Genomic DNA, 17,431 nt, shown 5'->3' on the forward strand with positions numbered 1-17,431 from the left:
TGCCCGACGTCAGGATCGAGCTGCTGGGACGTTTCGACGTGTACGTCGACGGATCTCTCACGGGTGCGGGCACGCTGGGCCGCCGTCAGGCCTCTGCTCTCCTCAAGCTGCTGGCGCTCGACCCCGGCCACGCCATGCATCGCGAGCGCCTGCTCGACCTGCTGTGGCCCGATGACACCATCGAGGAGGCGCTGCCGAAGCTGCACAAGGCGGCGCACTTCGCGCGACGGGCGTGCGATCACGTCGACGCCGTGGTGTTCCGCGGCGACCTCGTGCAGCTGTTCCCAGGCGTCGACGTGGTCGTCGACGTCGAGCAGTTCGAGGGGCTCGCGCGACGGGCACTCGAGCTGCACGACACGGCCACCGCCCGCATGGCTCTCTCGATCTACCGGGGGGAGCTCCTGCCCCAGGACCGCTACGAGGAGTGGGTGGACGCCGCACGCAACCACCTCGCNACGGCCACCGCCCGCATGGCTCTCTCGATCTACCGGGGGGAGCTCCTGCCCCAGGACCGCTACGAGGAGTGGGTGGACGCCGCACGCAACCACCTCGCSGACCTGCACCTGCAGCTGCTGCGCCTCGCCGAGCGCTGGGAGGAGCTCGTCGTACTCGACCCCGGCGACGAGGACGCTCATCTGGAGGTCATGCGCCGACACCTGGCCGGCGGGGATCGACACGCGGCGCTGCGGCAGTTCGAGCGGCTCGACCGTGCGTTACGGAACGAGCTCGGCGTGGCGCCGAGCGACGAGGCGAAGCGGCTCAGGGCCCGTGCCCTCGCCGACGAGCCCGCCCCGCCCGTGCACCGCGACGACGCCGAGGCGCCCTTCCCAGGTCGCGAACAGCACGTCGCGCTCATCGACGAACTGCTCTCCGACGCCGAGGCGTCACGCGAGCGCATCGTGCTCGTGACGGGCGCGCCGGGGGTCGGCAAGTCCACGCTGCTCTCGACGTGGGAGCGGGCTGCCGAGCGGCAGGGCTTCCGCACCGCAGCAGGCAGCGCGGTCCCCGCCGAGGCCTCCTGGCCGTACGCGCCCGTCACGGAAGCGATCGCGGACCTCTGCCGGCGGCATCCGTCGCTCGTCGAACGACTCGACGCTCCGTACCGCGAGGAGATCGAACGCGTGATGGCCTCGCTCCCGTCGCCCTGGTCGGGCGCCGATGCGCACCAGCGACTGTTCGTGGCCACGGCCGCTCTCTTCCGGCTCGCCGCGACCGAAGGGGGACTGCTTCTCGTCCTCGACGACCTCCAGGACGCCGACGACGCGAGCCTGCGCCTCGTGCACCATCTCGTGCGGGCCTTGCACGGTGAACGGGCCGTGCTCGCGTTCGGCATGAAGGCGGCCCCGCTGCCCGTGGCCGTCGCCGACCTCGCCCACGCTCTGCGCACGCGGTTCGGGGCGGTGGGGATCGAACTCGGCCCGCTCGCCCGCCCGGCCGTCGCCGCCATCGTGCGCGCTCGGCTGCCCGAGGCCGACGACGAGACCATCACGCGCATCACGGAGCTCTCGGGTGGCCTGCCCTTCGCCGTGGGGGAGCTGACGCGCAGGGCTGCCGAGGATCCCGACTGGGAGCGCCACGCCGACGAGGATGCGGTCGCGAGCATTCTCCCCGCCACGCTTGCGGCGCTGCAGCGGCTCGCGGTACTCGGCACCGGCTTCGACACCGACGACGTCGTCGCAGCGTTCGGCGGCGAAGAGGCAGAGGCGTACGAGCGTCTCGATGACGCCCTCGCATCGGGCCTCATCGAGCGCACCGAGTCCGGCTACCGGTTCCGCCATGCCATCGTGCGCGACGCCGTGCTGGCGGCCCTGCCCGCGCATCGCATGCGGCTGGTGCACCGCGAGATCGGCGAGAGCCTGGCCGCCGCCGGGGCGTCTGCTGCTCGCGTGGGCCACCAGTTCCTCGCGTCGGGTGACCGTGCAAGAGCCGTGCCGTACCTCCTCGACGCGGCCGAGGGCGAGGCCGCGATCGGCGCCTACCGCGACGCCCTCGGTCTGGTCGAGCGCGTGCGGGGCGACGCACGCGGCGACGACCGGCAGCGGCTGCTGCGGGTGCGTGCGGACCTGCTGCACGCGATCGGCGATCCGCGCGCCGTCGACGCCTACCGGGAGGCCTTGGAGAACGCCTCGCCGGCCGATGCACGGATTCTGCGCGCGCGGCTGTCGCGCGCCGCCTTCTCGGCGGGTGATGCCGACACGGCCGCCGCCGCGCTCAGCGGTCTCGTGGCGACGGACCGGCCGGAGGACACCGAGATCCTGCTCGCCCAGGCCAACGTCGCCTTCGCCGCGGGTGACACGGATGGCGCCTGGGCGATCGCCGAGTCGGCGCAGGGCCGCGTGCTCGCCGGCGAACGCTCGTGGCGAGTGCTCGACCTCATCTCGCTGCAGGGCCAGATCGCGCACAATCGTGGCGAGTGGTTCGATCGCATCCGCTCCGAGCTGCGCACTGCGCAGCAGAGCCCAGAGGTGACGAACGCCGTGTTCGACGGCTACCTGTGCGCTGCCGAGTACCTCCTGTACGGCCCGACGCCGTACCGTGACGTCATCGAGCTCGCCTCGGGCATTCGGGAGACGGCCGAGCAGGCCGGTGCGCTGCGCGCCGTCGCGTTCGCTCGTGCCCTGGCCGGCGAGGCCGCCCTCCTTTCGGGCGAGCTCGACCTAGCCCGCGAGGAGCTGACGGAGTCCGCGGAGCTCCACCACGAGCTGGGCTCGAATGCGGGTGAAGCGCACTGCCTGCAGCGCCTCGCCGAGGTGGAGCTGCGCAGCGGCAATCGGGCAGCCGCCCGGCGACTGCTCGACCGGGCGCTGCCGCTCGCCCGCTGGTCGTTGATCGCCTCGCATCTCCTGCAGCGCGTGTATGGCGTAATGGTGCTCGCGGCGGAGGACGACGACGACGCGTCCGCGGTGATCGACCGGGCGGAGGCGACCTTCGGCGCCGACGACTACTGTCAGTTCTGCGGCATCATGTTCGCCGTTCCCGCCATGATCGCCCTGTCGCGCATGGGTGAACCCGAGCGCGCGCGCCACTACCGCGATGTCGCCGAGGCGTCGTCGCGTCTGTGGGACGGAACCGCGTGGCAGGGGGCGCTCGACGAGGCGAGGGCCCACCTTGCGCACGACGAGGGCGACGCGGAGGCGGGTCGCTTCGCAGAGCGCGCAGCTCGCGAATTCGAGCGCGCGGGCCAGCCGCTCGACGCCGCCCGGTGCCGGGCCCTTGCCGGCGAGTTCGTCTCGGGCGCGGCAGTTCTTCCCTGATCCTTCCCCGGCCGGGTCATCCCCGGGGAAGGGCGCAGGCGAAGCATGTGGTCACGAGGGCCGGACGGCCCGGACGGAAGGACCATCATGAACGACGCACTGGGCATGTACCTGGTCATCAAGGCCGAGCACGCTGCTCGGCTGGCCGAACTCGCGGAGCGCGAGCGCAGGCGCGGCTACCCGCGCGCGAGCTCGACCAGGGCACGCCGGCTTGCCGACGCCACCCGGTGGATCCCGTGGCTCCGACGGACCGGCGGGGACCTCCAGAGTTCCACAAGAAGTATTGCGCAAGAAGCCTTGTGAAACTAGCATGAGGGCGTGGCCACTCCAGAGCAGCCCCGACCTCGCGCCGAAGGCTCCATCGACCTGCACGACGCGGGTCCCATGCGGGCGCTCGCGCATCCGCTGCGGCTCAAGATCCTCGGCCTGCTGCGCGTCGAGGGACCGCAGTCGGTGGGCAGGCTCGCCGAGGCGACAGGCGCGGCATCCGGTTCGGTGAGCTACCACCTCGCCACCCTCGCGAAGCACGGCTTCGTGGTGCCGGCCCCCGAGCTCGAACGCGACGGCCGCGAGCGCTGGTGGCGCGCCGCGCACGAGATGACGAGCTGGCGCACCGAGGAGTTCCTCGACGATCCCGAGCGGCGCGAGGCATCCGAGGCCATGCGGCGCGCCGTGCTCGAGACGTACCACCGCGAGCTGCTCGAGGCGCTCGACGCCGAGCTCTCGCTCGAGCCCGAGTGGGTCGCGGCATCCGACTCGAGCGACGGCGCCGCCCACCTCACGCTCGAGGAGTTCCGCGAGCTCTCGGCCGACCTCGCCGCCGTGCGCGAGAAGTGGTGGGCGAGGGGCCGCGAGGGCGGCGAAGGCACGCGGCCCGTGCGCTGGATCACCCACACGTTCCCGAGGAGCGGGCGATGACCGCCGATGCGCCGACCCTGCAGGGCATCACCACGGATGCCCCGCGCCGGCGACTGCCGATCGTCGCGCTCTACGCGGCGCAGTTCTTCTCGCTCGGGGGCAACGCGATCGCCCTCGTCGCCATCCCGATCATCGCCCTCATGCAGACCGGCTCGCCGCTGGCGGCGGGCGTGGCCGGCGTGTTCGCGACCGTGCCCCTCGTGATCGGCGGCGCCCTCGGCGGCGTGCTCGTCGACCGGTTCGGCTACCGCGTCTCGAGCATCGTGGCGGATGTCGCGAGCGGCGTCACCGTGATCGCGATCCCGGTGCTCAGCGCGACCGTCGGCCTGCCGTTCGGCATGCTGCTCGCGCTCGTGTTCCTCGGCGGCCTGCTCGACCCGCCGGGCGACACCGCGAAGACGGCGCTCACACCCGATCTCGCCCGGCTCGCACGGATGCCGCTCGCCCGTGCCGCGGGTGCGCAGTCCGCCGTGCAGCGCACCGCATCGATGATCGGCGCCGGTACCGCCGGGGCGCTCGTCGCCCTGCTCGGCCCGGTGCCCGCGCTCGTCGTCGACGCGGCCGGATTCGCCGTCTCCGCGATGCTCGTGGCGTGCTTCGTGCCGGGCGGCTCCGCGGCGGGCGACGACGCGGATGCCGGGCAGGAGTCCGGCTCGGGCGGGTTCGGGGCCGGCATCCGCTTCATCGCGACGCATCCGCTGCTCCGCGCGATCGTGCTGCTCGTCACGCTCACGAATGCGATCGACGCGGCCGGCATGGCCGTGCTGAAGCCCGTGTACGCCACCGAGGTGCTCGACGATCCCGCGATGCTCGGATTCATGGTCGGATGCTTCGCGGCCGGCGCCCTCACGGGCTCCGCGCTCTTCGGCATCTTCGGTCACCGCTACTCGGGCCGGCTCATGTTCGCCACGTGCTTCGTGCTGGCCGGAGGGCCGCCGTACCTCGCGATGGCGCTCGGCGCCCAGTCGCCGGTGCTCCTGGCCGTGCTCGCGGCATCCGGCCTCGCGGCGGGCGCGCTCAACCCCATGATGGCCACCGCGATGTACGGCGAGGTGCCCGACGGCATGCGCGCTCGCGTCTTCGGCGCGACGACGGCGGGCGTCGCGGCATCCATGCCGCTCGGCGCGTTGCTCGGCGGTCTCGCGGTGGAGCAGGTCGGACTCGTGCCGACGCTCGCGACCTGCGCGCTGCTCTACCTGGTGCTCGGCGGAAGTCCGCTCTTCCTGCGCTCGTTCTCGGGGCTGAGCGCCGCGCGTGAGCACGGAAGGCCCGCCCCCGACCGATAGCGTTGGCGCGTGGGCGATGAGCAGCGTGCCGTGACGGCAGTCGGTGCATCCACGCGTCGGCGCGGACTCTCGCCGTGGTGGCACCTGCTGACCGCCCTGGTCGTCCTGGCGCTCGTGCAGGCCCTGCTCGTGAAGGTCTACCAGGTGCCGTCCGGGTCGATGGAGGAGACGCTCGCGGTCGGCGACCGCATCCTCGTGACCCGCGTCGCGTATGCGGGCGGCGGGCCGGCGCGCGGCGACATCGTCGTCTTCTCCGCCTCTGGAGCGTGGGACGAAGGCCGGCCCGCCGAACCGATCTCAGTCGCGACGGCGCTCAAGTGGATCGGCGGACTCTTCGGCATCGGACCCGGCGTCGACCGTGTGCTCGTGAAGCGCGTGATCGGCCTGCCCGGCGAGCAGGTCGAATGCTGCGATGCCGAGGGCCGGGTGCTCGTCGACGGCGGGCCCCTCACCGAGCCCTACGTCTTCGAGGACCTGCCGTTCGAGGCGGGCAGCCTCGACTGCGCGTCGACTCCAGTCTCGATGCGCTGCTTCGGGCCCGTGGACGTGCCCTCCGGCGCATATCTCGTGCTGGGCGACCACCGCTCGGCCTCCGCCGACTCGGTGGTCGGATGCCGTGGAGCCGGACCCCCGAGTGCGGACTGCCTTCGCGTGGTCGCACGCGGCGACGTCATCGGTCGAGCGGACTTCGTCGCCTGGCCGCCGGGGCGCATGGGCCCCGTGGAGTAGGCCGCGGGCGGCTCAGCCCCGGAGCCGCGCGCAGTCGATGCAGAGCATCGCGGTGGGCCGCGCGTCGAGGCGGGCGACGGTGATGCGCTTGCCGCAGCGGGCGCAGATGCCGTAGCTGCCGTCGACGATCCGCGCGAGGGCTCGGTCGATGTCGGCGAGCTCGGCGCGGACGTCGGCGAGCACCGCCGTGCGCTGCGACCACTCCTGCGTCATGGTCGGGCCCTCGGGGTCGTGTTCGTCGTCGGCCGTTGCATCCGATCTCGCAATGCGCACCTCGGCCATCGCGTCGTCGAACTCCGCGAGCCGTTCCTCGGCGTCGGCGCGCTCCGCTCGGAGCCGCGCCTCGAACCGTGCGAGCTGTGCCGGGGTCATCATCGTCGCCGTCATCTCGCCCCCTTCCGATCAACGAATGCTACGCCTGTGACATCCGGACGCCGTGTCACACGCGGCAACTACGATTGATGCGTGGTCACCGCCCTGTATCGCCGCTACCGGCCTGAGACGTTCGCCGAGATGATCGGCCAGTCCCAGGTGACCGAGCCGCTCATGACCGCGCTCCGCACAGATCGGGTGAACCACGCCTACCTGTTCAGCGGTCCGCGCGGCTGCGGCAAGACCACGTCGGCGCGCATCCTCGCGCGCTGCCTGAACTGCGTGGAGGGCCCGACGGATGTCCCCTGCGGCGTCTGCCCGAGCTGCGTCGAACTCTCGCGGGCCGGCAGCGGCTCCCTCGACGTCGTCGAGATCGACGCCGCGAGCCACAACGGCGTCGACGACGCGCGCGACCTGCGCGAGCGCGCGGTGTTCGCGCCGGCTCGCGATCGCTACAAGATCTTCATCCTCGACGAGGCGCACATGGTGACGCCCCAGGGGTTCAACGCGCTGCTCAAGCTCGTGGAGGAGCCGCCCGAGCACGTGAAGTTCATCTTCGCCACCACAGAGCCCGACAAGGTGCTCGGCACCATCCGCTCGCGCACCCACCACTATCCGTTCCGCCTCGTGCCGCCAGGGCCGATGCTCGAGTACGTGCAGCAGCTCTGCGCCGAAGAGGGCGTCGACGTCGCGGCGGGCGTGCTGCCGCTCGTCGTGCGCGCGGGCGGCGGGTCGCCCCGTGACACGCTCTCGCTCCTCGACCAGCTCATCGCGGGCTCCGAGGGCTCCACCATCGACTACGAGCGCGCCGTCGCACTGCTCGGCTACACGCACGGGGCGCTGCTCGACGAGGTCGTCGACGCGATCGGCGCGCAGGATGCCGCGGGCGCATTCGCCGCGGCCGACCGGGTCGTGCAGACCGGCCAGGATCCTCGCCGCTTCGTCGAAGACCTGCTCGAGCGGCTCCGCGACCTCATCGTGGTCGCCGCCTCCTCGCCCGAGACCGCGGCCGCAGTGCTCCGCGGCGTCCCCGACGACGAGCTCGCCCGCATGGCCGCGCAGGCCGCGGCGTTCGGCTCGGCCGAGCTGTCCCGCGTCGCCGACCTCGTGAACCAGACCCTCACCGAGATGACCGGCGCCACCTCGCCGCGCCTGCACCTCGAGCTCATGCTCGCGCGGGTGCTCGTGCCGTCGAGCGACGACAGCGAGCGGGGCGCCCTGGCGCGGGTCGAGCGGCTCGAGCGTCGCATCGGGGTGACGGATGCCGCGGCGGATGCCGCCGTCGAGGTGCCGTCCATGCGCGACGCGCCGGCGCCGCCCAGACCGGCGCGCGCGGCCGTTCCCGCTGCACCCGCGGCTCCGGTGCCCGCTCGTGCGGCTGCCGGGGCGAGCGCTGCGGCGACACCCGAACGTGCGCCGATGGACGAGCCGGCTCCCGCGGCGACGAAGTCTGTCGGCCCGGTCACCCTGCAGCAGATGCGCGACGCGTGGCCCGAGGTGCTCGCCTCGCTCCAGCGCACCAGGCGCAGCGCGTGGATGGTGGCGTTCACCGCGCAGGTGCGCGAGTTCCGCGACGGCGAGGTGCTCGTGCTGGCGTTCCCCAGCGAGCAGGACGTCGCCGGGTTCCGCGGTGGAGCGCCCGGACAGAGCGTCAACGAGTTGCTGCGCAGCGCGATCTCCGAGGGGCTCGGCGTCACCGTCAAGTTCATCGCGAAGGTCGAGGGGCCCGCTGCCCGGTCCGGCGCGGGCGCCGCGCCGTCCGCCGAGCCGCCTTCGCCCGCGCCCGCGCAGGTGCGCAGGTCGTCCAGCACCCCGGCCGCCGCCCCATCGCAGGAGGCGGGGGCTGCGTCCTCCGAATCGAGTCCCACCCCCGTCGCCGGCCGCGCGATCGGCCAGGCAGCCACGGCTCCGTCGTCGCCCGGCGCGCCCGTCGACTCGTGGGCCACGGTCGCGATCCCGAGCGACGACGCAGCGCCGGCGGTGTCGGCCGGGGCGGGGTCGCCCGGTCTCGATGCCGGCTCGGGTGCTGCGGCACAGCTCCCGTCGCGTGCCCCACGCGCGACCGCGCTCGCGGAGCCGCCGGCAGCGGCATCCGATGCAGTCGTCGATCTGCACGCTGACATCCCCGACGACGCCGATGCACCGCCCGAAGACATCGAGCCGTCGTTCGATCCCGGGCCGCCGCCCGAGATCGTCGCCGAGGCATCCGTGCCGCGTGGTGGATCGGGCACGCCTCCGGTCGACGGCATCCAGCGCTACGGCGAGTCCGTCGTGCGGGAGGTGCTCGGGGCGACGTTCCTCGAGGAGATCGAGGCGCCGGGCCGCCCCGGCTTCGGGGAGCGCGGGTAGCACGTGTACGAAGGCATCGTCCAGGAACTGATCGATGAGCTCGGGCGCCTGCCCGGCATCGGCCCGAAGTCCGCGCAGCGCATCGCGTTCCACATCGTGCAGACCGAGCATTTCGACGTGACCCGGCTCGCCGAGATCCTCCTCGAGGTGCGCGACAAGGTGCGGTTCTGCGAGATCTGCGGCAACGTGTCGGAGCAGGAGACCTGCTCGATCTGCCGCGACCCCCGGCGCGACCCGAGCCAGATCTGCGTCGTCGAGGAGGCGAAGGACGTCGTCGCGATCGAGCGCACCCGCGAGTTCCGCGGGCTCTACCACGTGCTCGGCGGGGCGATCAGCCCCATCGACGGCATCGGGCCCGATGAGCTGCGCATCCGCCAGCTCATGCAGCGGCTGGCCGACAACACCGTCAACGAGGTCATCATCGCGACCGACCCCAACCTCGAGGGCGAGGCGACGGCCACCTACCTGAGCCGTCTGCTCACCACGCTCGAGATCCGGGTCACCCGGCTCGCGTCGGGGCTTCCGGTCGGCGGCGACCTCGAGTACGCCGACGAGGTCACGCTCGGGCGCGCGTTCGAGGGCCGGCGCATCGTCAGCTGACCCGCGGCGCCACCGACGTTCTGCCGTCGACGGCGGCCGCAACCCCTTGACGCCCCTCGCCTCCACGGCTGGAATGGGAGGCATGGCGAGCAAAGGCGCTGAATGGATCGCGGGATACGTCGCGGCGTGGGAATCGAACGACTCCGAGCAGATCGGCGCGTTGTTCACCGATGACGCGGTGTACCGGACGGCTCCCGACGCGGAGCCGCGGCGCGGCCGCGAGGCCATCGTCGCCGGATGGCTGGAGGACCTCGACGAACCGGGCACGTGGGCGTTCGACTGGAGCATCCTCGACGAGCACGACGACTTCGTGGTGGTGCAGGGCCGCACCGAGTACCCCGCGGAGAAGGACTACCTCAACCTCTGGATCATCCGCCTCGCCGACGACGGCCGGGCGACCGAGTACACCGAGTGGTACATGCCGCGGCCGCACAAGGACTGACCGCGGCATCCGCGATCGAGGACGAAGCACGCTGAACCTAGCGGAGCACCTCGACGAGCACCACCCACGCGATGATGATGGCCGCGATCACGGCGAGCACCGAACCGAACGCGACGGCGACGAGCCCCGCCGACGCCGCGCCGGCGACGATCAGCACGGACCCCGTGAGGAAGGTCGCGAGCGGCAGCAGGCCGGCAATGCTCTGGAGCAGCCGGTAGCCGGCGCGATTCGACGTCTGCTTCATGATGACGTTGATCGCGTGCACCTGGAAGGCCCCCGCGATGAGCGTGGCCACCAGCACTTCGACGCCATAGGCGAAGGTGCCCTGATCGGGGATCAGTCCGAACGCCCCGGCGACGATCGCGAGCACGAGCGTGGCGATCGAGGTCGCTGTGCGCGCCGGCAGCGTCGCCGAGGTCATGATCGTGGAGATGTTCACCGACATCGCCACGATGATCAGGCCCGCGAGCGCCGCCGTGGCGCCCACCATGGCCACGTTGAAGTCCGTCCACCCCTCGAGCGCTTCCGCCATGAGGGCACTCTAGCGTCGGGCCGTCGGGCGCCGTCACATTGCCGGGCGTGCATACGCGCCGCCGTATGATGGTCCCTCCGGCGACCGGACGTGCATCCCCGGCGCCAGCCACCACCCCGGGAGACCACGTGAGCTTGATCGTGCAGAAGTTCGGCGGGTCCTCCGTCGCCGATGCGGAGAGCATCAAGCGGGTCGCGAAGCGCATCGTCGAGACCCGCAAGGCGGGCAACGACGTGGTGGTCGCGGTCTCCGCCATGGGCGACACCACCGACGAACTGCTCGACCTCGCCGCCGAGGTCACGCCGCTGCCCGCGCCGCGCGAGCTCGACATGCTCCTCTCCTCCGGCGAGCGCATCTCGATGGCGCTGCTCGCGATGGCGATCAAGAGCATGGGCCACGACGCGCGCTCGTTCACCGGCAGCCAGGCCGGCATGATCACGGATGCCACGCACGGCGCCGCACGCATCGTCGACGTCACCCCGGTGCGCCTCCGCGAGGCGCTCGACGAGGGCGCGATCGTCATCGTCGCCGGCTTCCAGGGCTTCAGCCGGGAGTCGCGCGACATCACCACGCTCGGACGCGGCGGCAGCGACACCACCGCCGTCGCCCTCGCCGCGGCACTCGACGCCGACGTCTGCGAGATCTACACCGACGTCGACGGCGTGTACACGTCCGACCCGCGCGTGGTGAAGAAAGCCCGCAAGCTCGATCGCATCACGAGCGAGGAGATGCTCGAGCTCGCAGCATCCGGGGCCAAGGTCCTCCACATCAGGGCGGTCGAGTTCGCCCGTCGGCACGGCGTGATCCTGCACGTGCGTTCGTCGTTCAACAATAGTGAGGGGACAATCGTCTATGACCCCTCGCGTCTTCCCGAAGGAGCAGCTGTGGAAGAGTCCGTCATCGCCGGTGTCGCGGTCGACCTGACCGAGGCGAAGATCACCGTCGTCGGCGTGCCCGACGTGCCCGGTGTGGCCGCCAAGATCTTCAAGATCGTCGCGAACACGAATGCCAACGTCGACATGATCGTGCAGAACGTGTCCGCCGCCTCGACCGGTCGCACCGACATCTCGTTCACGTTGCCGAAGTCCGACGGCGAGCGGGCCCTCACGGCGCTGTCCAACTCGCAGGAGACCGTCGGCTTCACGTCGCTGCAGTACGACGACCAGATCGGCAAGCTCTCGCTCGTCGGCGCTGCGATGCGGTCGGCCACCGGCGTCTCCGCGCGCCTCTTCGAGGCGCTCTACAACGCCGGCATCAACATCGAGATGATCTCCACGAGCGAGATCCGCATCTCGGTCGTGACCCGCGCAGACAGCGTGCACGCGGCCGCGCGCGCGGTGCACACGGCGTTCGAGCTCGACGGCGATGACGACGCGGTCGTGCACGCGGGAACCGGCCGCTGAGGCGACGCGCTCGGCGTCCGTCGCGCAGAGCCAGGGATGCCGCGGCATCCGATCCCCGAATCCCTGCCGGTTTGCATGGCTTTCCTGCCTTCGTAGAACACCAAACGGCCCCCTCGTCCTCCGAAGCGGCGGATGTCCTGCAAACTGGAACTGACGTTCGGGCCTCGGCGCGACGAGCCGGACCCGAGAAGTGAGGAACACGAAATGGCACGCAACGGAGTGAACATCGGCGTCGTCGGCGCCACCGGACAGGTCGGCGCGGTCGTCCGCCGCCTCCTCGAGGAGCGCGACTTCCCGGTCGCGTCGATCCGCTACTTCGCCTCGGCGCGTTCGGCCGGCTCCACGCTTCCGTGGAAGGGCGAGGACATCGTCATCGAGGATGCCTCGACCGCCGACCCGACCGGCCTCGACATCGCGATCTTCTCCGCCGGCGCGACGCTCTCGAAGGCTCAGGCGCCGCGGTTCGCCGCTGCCGGCGTCACGGTCATCGACAACTCCAGCGGCTGGCGCATGGACCCCGAGGTGCCGCTCGTGGTGAGCGAGGTCAACCCGCACGCGATCGACAAGGCCGCGAAGGGCATCATCGCCAACCCCAACTGCACCACGATGGCCGCGATGCCGGTGCTGAAGGTGCTGCACGACGAGGCCGGCCTCGAGCGCCTCATGGTCTCGACGTACCAGGCCGTCTCGGGCGCTGGCCTCGCGGGCGGCGAGGAGCTGCTCGAGCAGGCCCGCGCCGCCGTCGCCCAGGACACGATCGGGCTCGTGCACGACGGCCGCGCCGTCGAGTTCCCCGAGGCGCAGAAGTTCCCACGCACGATCGCGTTCGACGTGATCCCGCTCGCCGGTTCCATCGTCGACGACGGCGACCTCGAGACCGACGAGGAGAAGAAGCTCCGCAACGAGAGCCGCAAGATCCTCGAGCTGCCGGGCCTCCGGGTCGCCGGCACGTGCGTGCGGGTGCCGGTGTTCACGGGGCACTCGCTCTCGATCCACGCCGAGTTCGCCAACCCGATCACGCCCGAGAGGGCCACCGAGCTGTTGGCGGATGCCCCGGGCGTCGCCCTCTCCGACGTGCCCACGCCGCTGCAGGCCGCCGGCACCGACCCGAGTTACGTCGGACGCATCCGCCAGGACCAGTCGGCGCCCGACGGCAAGGGCCTCGTGCTCTTCGTGTCCAACGACAACCTGCGCAAGGGCGCGGCGCTGAACGCCGTGCAGATCGCGGAGCTCGTGGCCGCGAAACTGCCCCTGAAGGTCTAGGGGGTCCGTCGGCCGGCGGATGTCGCCCCCCTACGGGGGGATGACACGGGATGGCAGGGCCCATAGCATGGCGGCGTCCGCCGTTGTGGTGGCACGCCGACCCGAGGAGCCCGAACATGATCAATCGCCGTGCCATCGGTGCCGCGCTGCTTCTTGCCGGCGGCATCGCACTCTTCAGCGCCGCACCTGCGTACGCGATCCCTCCGACTCCGACACCGATACCGACTCCGTCGGCGCCGCCCGAGGAGGGGGTCTGCGACGAGCTCGACTCGGGCAAGATCGATGTCAGCGACAAGGTGACGTCGTTGGAGATCTCCGCCCCCGACGGATATGTCATCACCGAGTACTGCGTGAAGGCCGGTTCGGTCATACATGGCGATGGGCCGCAGTACGTCACGGTCGATCCGCCTACGCAGACCGTCGTCATCCAGCACGAGAGCGGTAAGGACATCAGCCACTACTCGTTCTCGTTCGAACTCGCGCCGACTACGCCGCCGACCACGCCGCCGGCGTCGACTCCGCCGGCGACGACCCCGCCGGCGACGACCCCGGCGGGGACGACGACGCCCACGGGTGGCGGCACCGGCCTCGCCGAGACCGGCTTCGACGGAGCCTGGCTGCTCTTCGCGGGCCTCGGTGCGATCGCCATCGGCTCGCTCGTCGTCGGCGAGCGCCTGGCGGTCAGGCGACGCCGAGGCGTGTGACGCCTTCGACCGACCCGGCCCGCATCGCGCGGGTCCGGGTCGGTCGCCTCCGTTGGACTGCCGCAAGGTCCTCGTGAGGCTGCCAGTGACAGTTCAGGGCATCGGCACGGCATCCGTCGCCCTGCTCGTGGCGGCGGCATCCGTTGCGGTACTGGCGGCGTGCTCGCCGGGCGCGTACGAGTCCGGTCCCGTGCCGGCAAGCGATGGAGCGCCGATCGTCGCCTTCTACGGTGACTCGTACACGCGCGGCACGGGGGCGAGCTCGCCCGAGCGGCGGTGGTCGACGATCATCGCCGAGGACCGGGGCTGGTACGAGTTCAATCCCAGCGTCGACGGGCTCGGATTCGTGAACAACCGCGGATTCGGCGCCGACCTGATCGACCAGATCGTCGAGCACGACCCGCCGCCTGACATCGTGATCGTCACGATGGGGCTGAACGACAACTTCTCGATGCCCGCCGGCGCAGGCGACATCCAGGCTGCCATCGACGCCGACCTGGAGCGGTTGCGCGAGGAACTGCCCGCCGCGCGGCTCGTGGTGGTGGAGCCGTTCTGGTACACCGACGAGCGACCCGACTCCGTCGACCGGATCATCGGCTGGGTCGAGGATGCCGCTCGGCGGGTGGGTGCCGACCACATCGACGGGGCGTCGCATTGGCTCGAGGGGCATCCGGAGTGGATGGCCGCCGACGGCATCCACCCGAACGACGAGGGGTACGCCGAGATCGCCCGCCGAATGGACGCCGAGCTCGAGCGGATCGGGCTCTGAGCCCGAGTCCGTCGAGAGGCGCGGCCGCTACGCCTGCGGGATCGCCGCCACCACGTCGATCTCGACGAGGATGTTCGCGAGACGCGAGCCGACCGTGGTGCGCACCGGGTACGGCTCGGTGAAGAACTCGGCGTAGGCCTCGTTGTACGCGGCGAAGTCGGCGAGGTCCTCGAGGTGCGCGGTGACCTTCACCACGTCGTCGAACGTGAGCCCGTACTCCGCGAGCACCGCGCCGATGTTGCGCAGCACCTGGCGCGTCTGCTCGGCCACGCCGCCCTCGACGACCTGCCCGGTGGCCGGGTCCTGCGGGCCGAAGCCCGCCGTGTACAGGAAGCCGTTGGCGACGACGCCGTGGCTGTAGGGTCCGGCGGGCTTGGGCGCGTTCGAGAGCGTCACGGCGGTCTTGGTCATGGTTCCTCCTGGGGATCGGTGGTGATCGGTGGTGGTCGGGTCGGCTCAGCCGAGCTCGCGTGAGATGGCCTCGGCGGTCTCGCGCAGCGCAGGCAGGAACGTCTTCAGCCGTTCGAGGTCGGCGACCATGCGGATCGCGGTGACCGAGATCGCGCCGACGACGCCCATGGGGCTCTGGATCGGCACGGCGATGCAGTTGACGTACGGCTCGAACTCGCGGTCGTCCGTCGCCCAGCCGCGGGCCGCGACGACGGCGAGCTCGCGGTCGAGCCGCTCACGCGTCGTGATGGTGTGGTCGGTGTGCCGCTCCCAGGTGACCCCGTCGAGCACGGCGTCGCGCCCCGCGGCGTCGAGGTTCGCGAGGATCGCCTTGCCCACGGCCGAGCAGTAGGGGATCACCGCCCTGCCGATGCGCGAGTACATGCGCACGCCCGACTCGTCCTCGGCCTTGTCGACGTAGACGATCGATCGATCCATGAGCGCCGCGAGGTGCACGGTGTTGCCGGTGCGGCGCTGCAGGCGTCGCACGTGCTCGGCGCCCGCCTCGCGCAGGTCGAGCGAGTCGAGGGCCTCCTTCGAGAGCGCGGCGAGGCGCGGGCCGAGGGTGTACCGGCCGCTGCCGCGCCGGCGCACCCAACCCACCTCCTCGAGCGATTGCAGCTCGCGGAACATCGTGGAGCGGTGCAGGCCGAACGCCTCGGCGAGCTCCGCGACCGTGCGCGGGTCGGCCGCGATCGCGTCGATGATGCGGGCGGCACGAGTGACGCTCTGCGACATGTCAGGCCTCCTCGGTGCGTGCGGGTCGAGTCGAGCGACGGATACCGCGTCCCGGCGTCGCCCCCGTGAGCGCGCCGCGCGCCAAGACGGGAACCCCGGCGACGAGCACGTCATCGATGCCCTCGGCGAGGGCGAGCGGCTCGTCGTACGTCGCGCGGTCGTGCACCCGGTCGGGGTCGACGAGCACGAGGTCGGCGGTCCAGCCGGGGCGGACTCGCCCGCGCCGGCCGAGCCCGAACCGGTCGGCCGCCCGCGTGGAGACGAGCGCCGCAGCATCCGGCCATGACAGCGCATGCTCCTCGAGCACGAGCGAGCGCAGGTACCGCGCGAACGAGCCGCGCGCGCGAGGATGCGGGTGGGCGCCGACGAAGATGCCGTCGGAGCCGCCGAGGGCGCGCGGGTGGGCGAGGATCGACGCGAGCTCGGCGGGTGAGCGCTCGTGCTGCACGGCCATGACGACGTTGACCTCGAGGTCGGATGCGACCAGCACGTCGAGCGCGAACCGCGCCGGGTCGGTGCCGGCCTGCGCGGCCGCGTCGCCGAGCGTGCGGCCGAGCGCCCACGCGTACCCGGGGGCGGCGACATGCGCGAGCGTGAGCATGCCGGGCCAGTCGGGACCGAGGCTCGGATGGTCGACGATGGTGGGGAACCACTCGTCGATGAGCCGCCGACGCTCGTCGGGGTCGGCGAGCGCCGCGAGCACCTCGGGCGTCGGGCGCACGGTCAGGGTCGGGGGAAGGATCGGCATGGCGAGGATCGAGCAGCCGCGCGTGTAGGGGTAGGCGTCGAAGGTGGCGTCGACGCCGGATGCCGCGAGCCGGCGCATGAGGTCGTGCACGATCGGCGGCTCGGCGTGGAAGTGCGAGATGTGCACGGCGACGCGGGAGTGCCGTGCGATCGCCGCGATCTCGGCGATGCCGGCGGCCGAGTTCGCCTCGTAGCCGCCGCGCATGTGCGAGACGTACACGCCGCCGGCCGCCGCGACGGGCTCGCTGAGGCGCGCCAGCTCGTCGGTCGGCGCGAAGATCCCCGGCACGTAGTCGAGCCCGGTCGACACGCCCAGCGCGCCCGCTGCGAGGCCGTCGGCCACGAGCTCGCGCATCGCGTCGAACTCGGCGGGCGACGCGGCATCCGTCGACCGGCCGCAGATCTCCTGGCGCACGGTGCCCGCCGGCACGAGGTAGCCCTGGTTGAGCGGGGTGGTGCCGTCGTAGGAGGCGAGCAGTTCGCCGACGCCGCCCCCGCCGTACGACGGGTGCGGCCCGTTGATCGCGGCGAAGTACTCGCTCGCGTACGCGCCGTCGCCGGGCGCATACGAGACGCCGTCCTGGCCTCCGATCACGGTCGTCACGCCCTGCCGGAGCAGCGCGAGCTGGACTTCGGGGTCGAACACGCGCGCGTCGGAGTGCGCATGCGCGTCGACGAACCCGGGGAGCAGCAGACGCCCGGCGCCCTCCACCACCGCGTCGACGTCGGCGGTGCGAACGCTCGCGCCGTGCGGCTCGATGCGCACGATGCGGTCGCCCTCGACGACGACGTCAACGGGCTCGGCCGGCGTGCTGACGTGTCCGTCGCCGTCGACGACGGTCACGTCTCGGATGAGGAGCGTCATGCGTGGAGGG

16 protein-coding genes and 1 pseudogene are annotated in these 17,431 nt (G+C 71.9%); 12 read left to right on the forward strand and 5 right to left on the reverse strand.

What is annotated here, in order from left to right; genetic code table 11:
• Window positions 1–455: 455 nt before the first annotated feature.
• The 5 genes and pseudogenes from ASG80_RS24880 to lepB all read left to right on the forward strand — a co-directional run.
• A pseudogene (locus ASG80_RS24880) lies at window positions 456–3,254 on the forward strand (AAA family ATPase); the annotation flags it as partial.
• Window positions 3,255–3,341: 87 nt separating this feature from the next.
• Window positions 3,342–3,557 carry a hypothetical protein gene (locus ASG80_RS09390; protein WP_056729925.1) on the forward strand — a complete coding sequence of 72 codons (216 nt, stop codon included), beginning with the start codon at window positions 3,342–3,344 and terminating at the stop codon, window positions 3,555–3,557.
• Window positions 3,558–3,572: 15 nt separating this feature from the next.
• The gene (locus ASG80_RS09395) at window positions 3,573–4,172 is read left to right on the forward strand and encodes a helix-turn-helix transcriptional regulator (protein ID WP_156401755.1); all 600 of its coding nucleotides are present in this window, start codon (window positions 3,573–3,575) and stop codon (window positions 4,170–4,172) included.
• On the forward strand, window positions 4,169–5,458 hold the full coding sequence (locus ASG80_RS09400) for an MFS transporter (RefSeq protein ID WP_056729930.1): 1,290 nt from the start codon (window positions 4,169–4,171) through the stop codon (window positions 5,456–5,458). The genes ASG80_RS09395 and ASG80_RS09400 overlap by 4 nt, the downstream gene beginning before the upstream one ends.
• A gap of 9 nt (window positions 5,459–5,467) precedes the next feature.
• Window positions 5,468–6,187, forward strand: coding sequence for a signal peptidase I (lepB, locus tag ASG80_RS09405; protein WP_056729932.1), 720 nt, complete (start codon window positions 5,468–5,470; stop codon window positions 6,185–6,187).
• A gap of 12 nt (window positions 6,188–6,199) precedes the next feature.
• Here the strand turns inward: lepB and ASG80_RS09410 are convergent, their stop codons facing one another.
• The gene (locus ASG80_RS09410) at window positions 6,200–6,574 is read right to left on the reverse strand and encodes a TraR/DksA C4-type zinc finger protein (RefSeq protein WP_056729934.1); all 375 of its coding nucleotides are present in this window, start codon (window positions 6,572–6,574) and stop codon (window positions 6,200–6,202) included.
• Window positions 6,575–6,652: 78 nt separating this feature from the next.
• Between ASG80_RS09410 and ASG80_RS09415 the strand changes: the two genes are divergently transcribed.
• The 3 genes from ASG80_RS09415 (at window position 6,653) to ASG80_RS09425 (ending at window position 9,950) form a co-directional block, all read left to right on the forward strand.
• Entirely contained in the window at window positions 6,653–8,908 is a 2,256-nt protein-coding gene (locus tag ASG80_RS09415) for a DNA polymerase III subunit gamma and tau (RefSeq protein WP_056729935.1), read from the forward strand.
• Window positions 8,909–8,911: 3 nt separating this feature from the next.
• Window positions 8,912–9,508 (forward strand): recombination mediator RecR, encoded by a 597-nt coding sequence (recR, locus tag ASG80_RS09420; protein WP_056729937.1) that lies wholly within the window; start codon window positions 8,912–8,914, stop codon window positions 9,506–9,508.
• Between the two features lie 82 nt (window positions 9,509–9,590).
• Window positions 9,591–9,950, forward strand: a complete 360-nt coding sequence (locus ASG80_RS09425) for a nuclear transport factor 2 family protein (protein WP_056729940.1) — start codon at window positions 9,591–9,593, stop codon at window positions 9,948–9,950.
• A gap of 37 nt (window positions 9,951–9,987) precedes the next feature.
• Here the strand turns inward: ASG80_RS09425 and ASG80_RS09430 are convergent, their stop codons facing one another.
• A complete protein-coding gene (locus ASG80_RS09430) occupies window positions 9,988–10,482 on the reverse strand; it encodes a hypothetical protein (protein WP_056729942.1) in 495 nt (164 codons plus the stop codon).
• A gap of 128 nt (window positions 10,483–10,610) precedes the next feature.
• Here ASG80_RS09430 and ASG80_RS09435 point away from each other — a divergent pair, with 128 nt between their 5' ends.
• The 4 genes from ASG80_RS09435 (at window position 10,611) to ASG80_RS24425 (ending at window position 14,621) form a co-directional block, all read left to right on the forward strand.
• Complete coding sequence (locus ASG80_RS09435) at window positions 10,611–11,885, forward strand: aspartate kinase (RefSeq protein ID WP_056729943.1); 1,275 nt, start codon at window positions 10,611–10,613, stop codon at window positions 11,883–11,885.
• Window positions 11,886–12,089: 204 nt separating this feature from the next.
• Complete coding sequence (locus ASG80_RS09440; RefSeq protein WP_056729945.1) at window positions 12,090–13,148, forward strand: aspartate-semialdehyde dehydrogenase; 1,059 nt, start codon at window positions 12,090–12,092, stop codon at window positions 13,146–13,148.
• Between the two features lie 116 nt (window positions 13,149–13,264).
• Window positions 13,265–13,852: a hypothetical protein gene (locus tag ASG80_RS24420; protein ID WP_056729947.1), complete on the forward strand. Its 588-nt coding sequence runs from the start codon at window positions 13,265–13,267 to the stop codon at window positions 13,850–13,852.
• 85 nt (window positions 13,853–13,937) lie between these two features.
• Window positions 13,938–14,621, forward strand: a complete 684-nt coding sequence (locus ASG80_RS24425) for an SGNH/GDSL hydrolase family protein (RefSeq protein ID WP_056729949.1) — start codon at window positions 13,938–13,940, stop codon at window positions 14,619–14,621.
• Window positions 14,622–14,648: 27 nt separating this feature from the next.
• Here ASG80_RS24425 and ASG80_RS09455 read toward each other — a convergent pair whose 3' ends face one another.
• From ASG80_RS09455 to ASG80_RS09465, 3 genes are read right to left on the reverse strand one after another with little or no spacing between them, the layout of a single operon-like run.
• The gene (locus tag ASG80_RS09455; RefSeq protein ID WP_056729951.1) at window positions 14,649–15,032 is read right to left on the reverse strand and encodes a RidA family protein; all 384 of its coding nucleotides are present in this window, start codon (window positions 15,030–15,032) and stop codon (window positions 14,649–14,651) included.
• A gap of 45 nt (window positions 15,033–15,077) precedes the next feature.
• The gene (locus tag ASG80_RS09460; protein WP_056729953.1) at window positions 15,078–15,809 is read right to left on the reverse strand and encodes an IclR family transcriptional regulator; all 732 of its coding nucleotides are present in this window, start codon (window positions 15,807–15,809) and stop codon (window positions 15,078–15,080) included.
• A 1-nt stretch (window position 15,810) separates the two neighbouring features.
• Entirely contained in the window at window positions 15,811–17,421 is a 1,611-nt protein-coding gene (locus ASG80_RS09465; protein WP_056729955.1) for an amidohydrolase family protein, read from the reverse strand.
• Window positions 17,422–17,431 lie beyond the last annotated feature (10 nt).

Source organism: Agromyces sp. Soil535 (genome assembly GCF_001428255.1).
Lineage (GTDB): Bacteria > Actinomycetota > Actinomycetes > Actinomycetales > Microbacteriaceae > Agromyces.

Coding starts and splice junctions, on each gene's coding strand:
- ASG80_RS09390 (WP_056729925.1), top strand. CDS start 3,342: ATGAACGACGCACTGGGCATGTACCTGGTCATCAAGGCCGAGCACGCT.
- ASG80_RS09400 (WP_056729930.1), top strand. CDS start 4,169: ATGACCGCCGATGCGCCGACCCTGCAGGGCATCACCACGGATGCCCCG.
- ASG80_RS09410 (WP_056729934.1), bottom strand. CDS start 6,574: ATGACGGCGACGATGATGACCCCGGCACAGCTCGCACGGTTCGAGGCG.
- ASG80_RS09425 (WP_056729940.1), top strand. CDS start 9,591: ATGGCGAGCAAAGGCGCTGAATGGATCGCGGGATACGTCGCGGCGTGG.
- ASG80_RS09430 (WP_056729942.1), bottom strand. CDS start 10,482: ATGGCGGAAGCGCTCGAGGGGTGGACGGACTTCAACGTGGCCATGGTG.
- ASG80_RS09440 (WP_056729945.1), top strand. CDS start 12,090: ATGGCACGCAACGGAGTGAACATCGGCGTCGTCGGCGCCACCGGACAG.
- ASG80_RS24420 (WP_056729947.1), top strand. CDS start 13,265: ATGATCAATCGCCGTGCCATCGGTGCCGCGCTGCTTCTTGCCGGCGGC.
- ASG80_RS09455 (WP_056729951.1), bottom strand. CDS start 15,032: ATGACCAAGACCGCCGTGACGCTCTCGAACGCGCCCAAGCCCGCCGGA.
- ASG80_RS09460 (WP_056729953.1), bottom strand. CDS start 15,809: ATGTCGCAGAGCGTCACTCGTGCCGCCCGCATCATCGACGCGATCGCG.
- ASG80_RS09465 (WP_056729955.1), bottom strand. CDS start 17,421: ATGACGCTCCTCATCCGAGACGTGACCGTCGTCGACGGCGACGGACAC.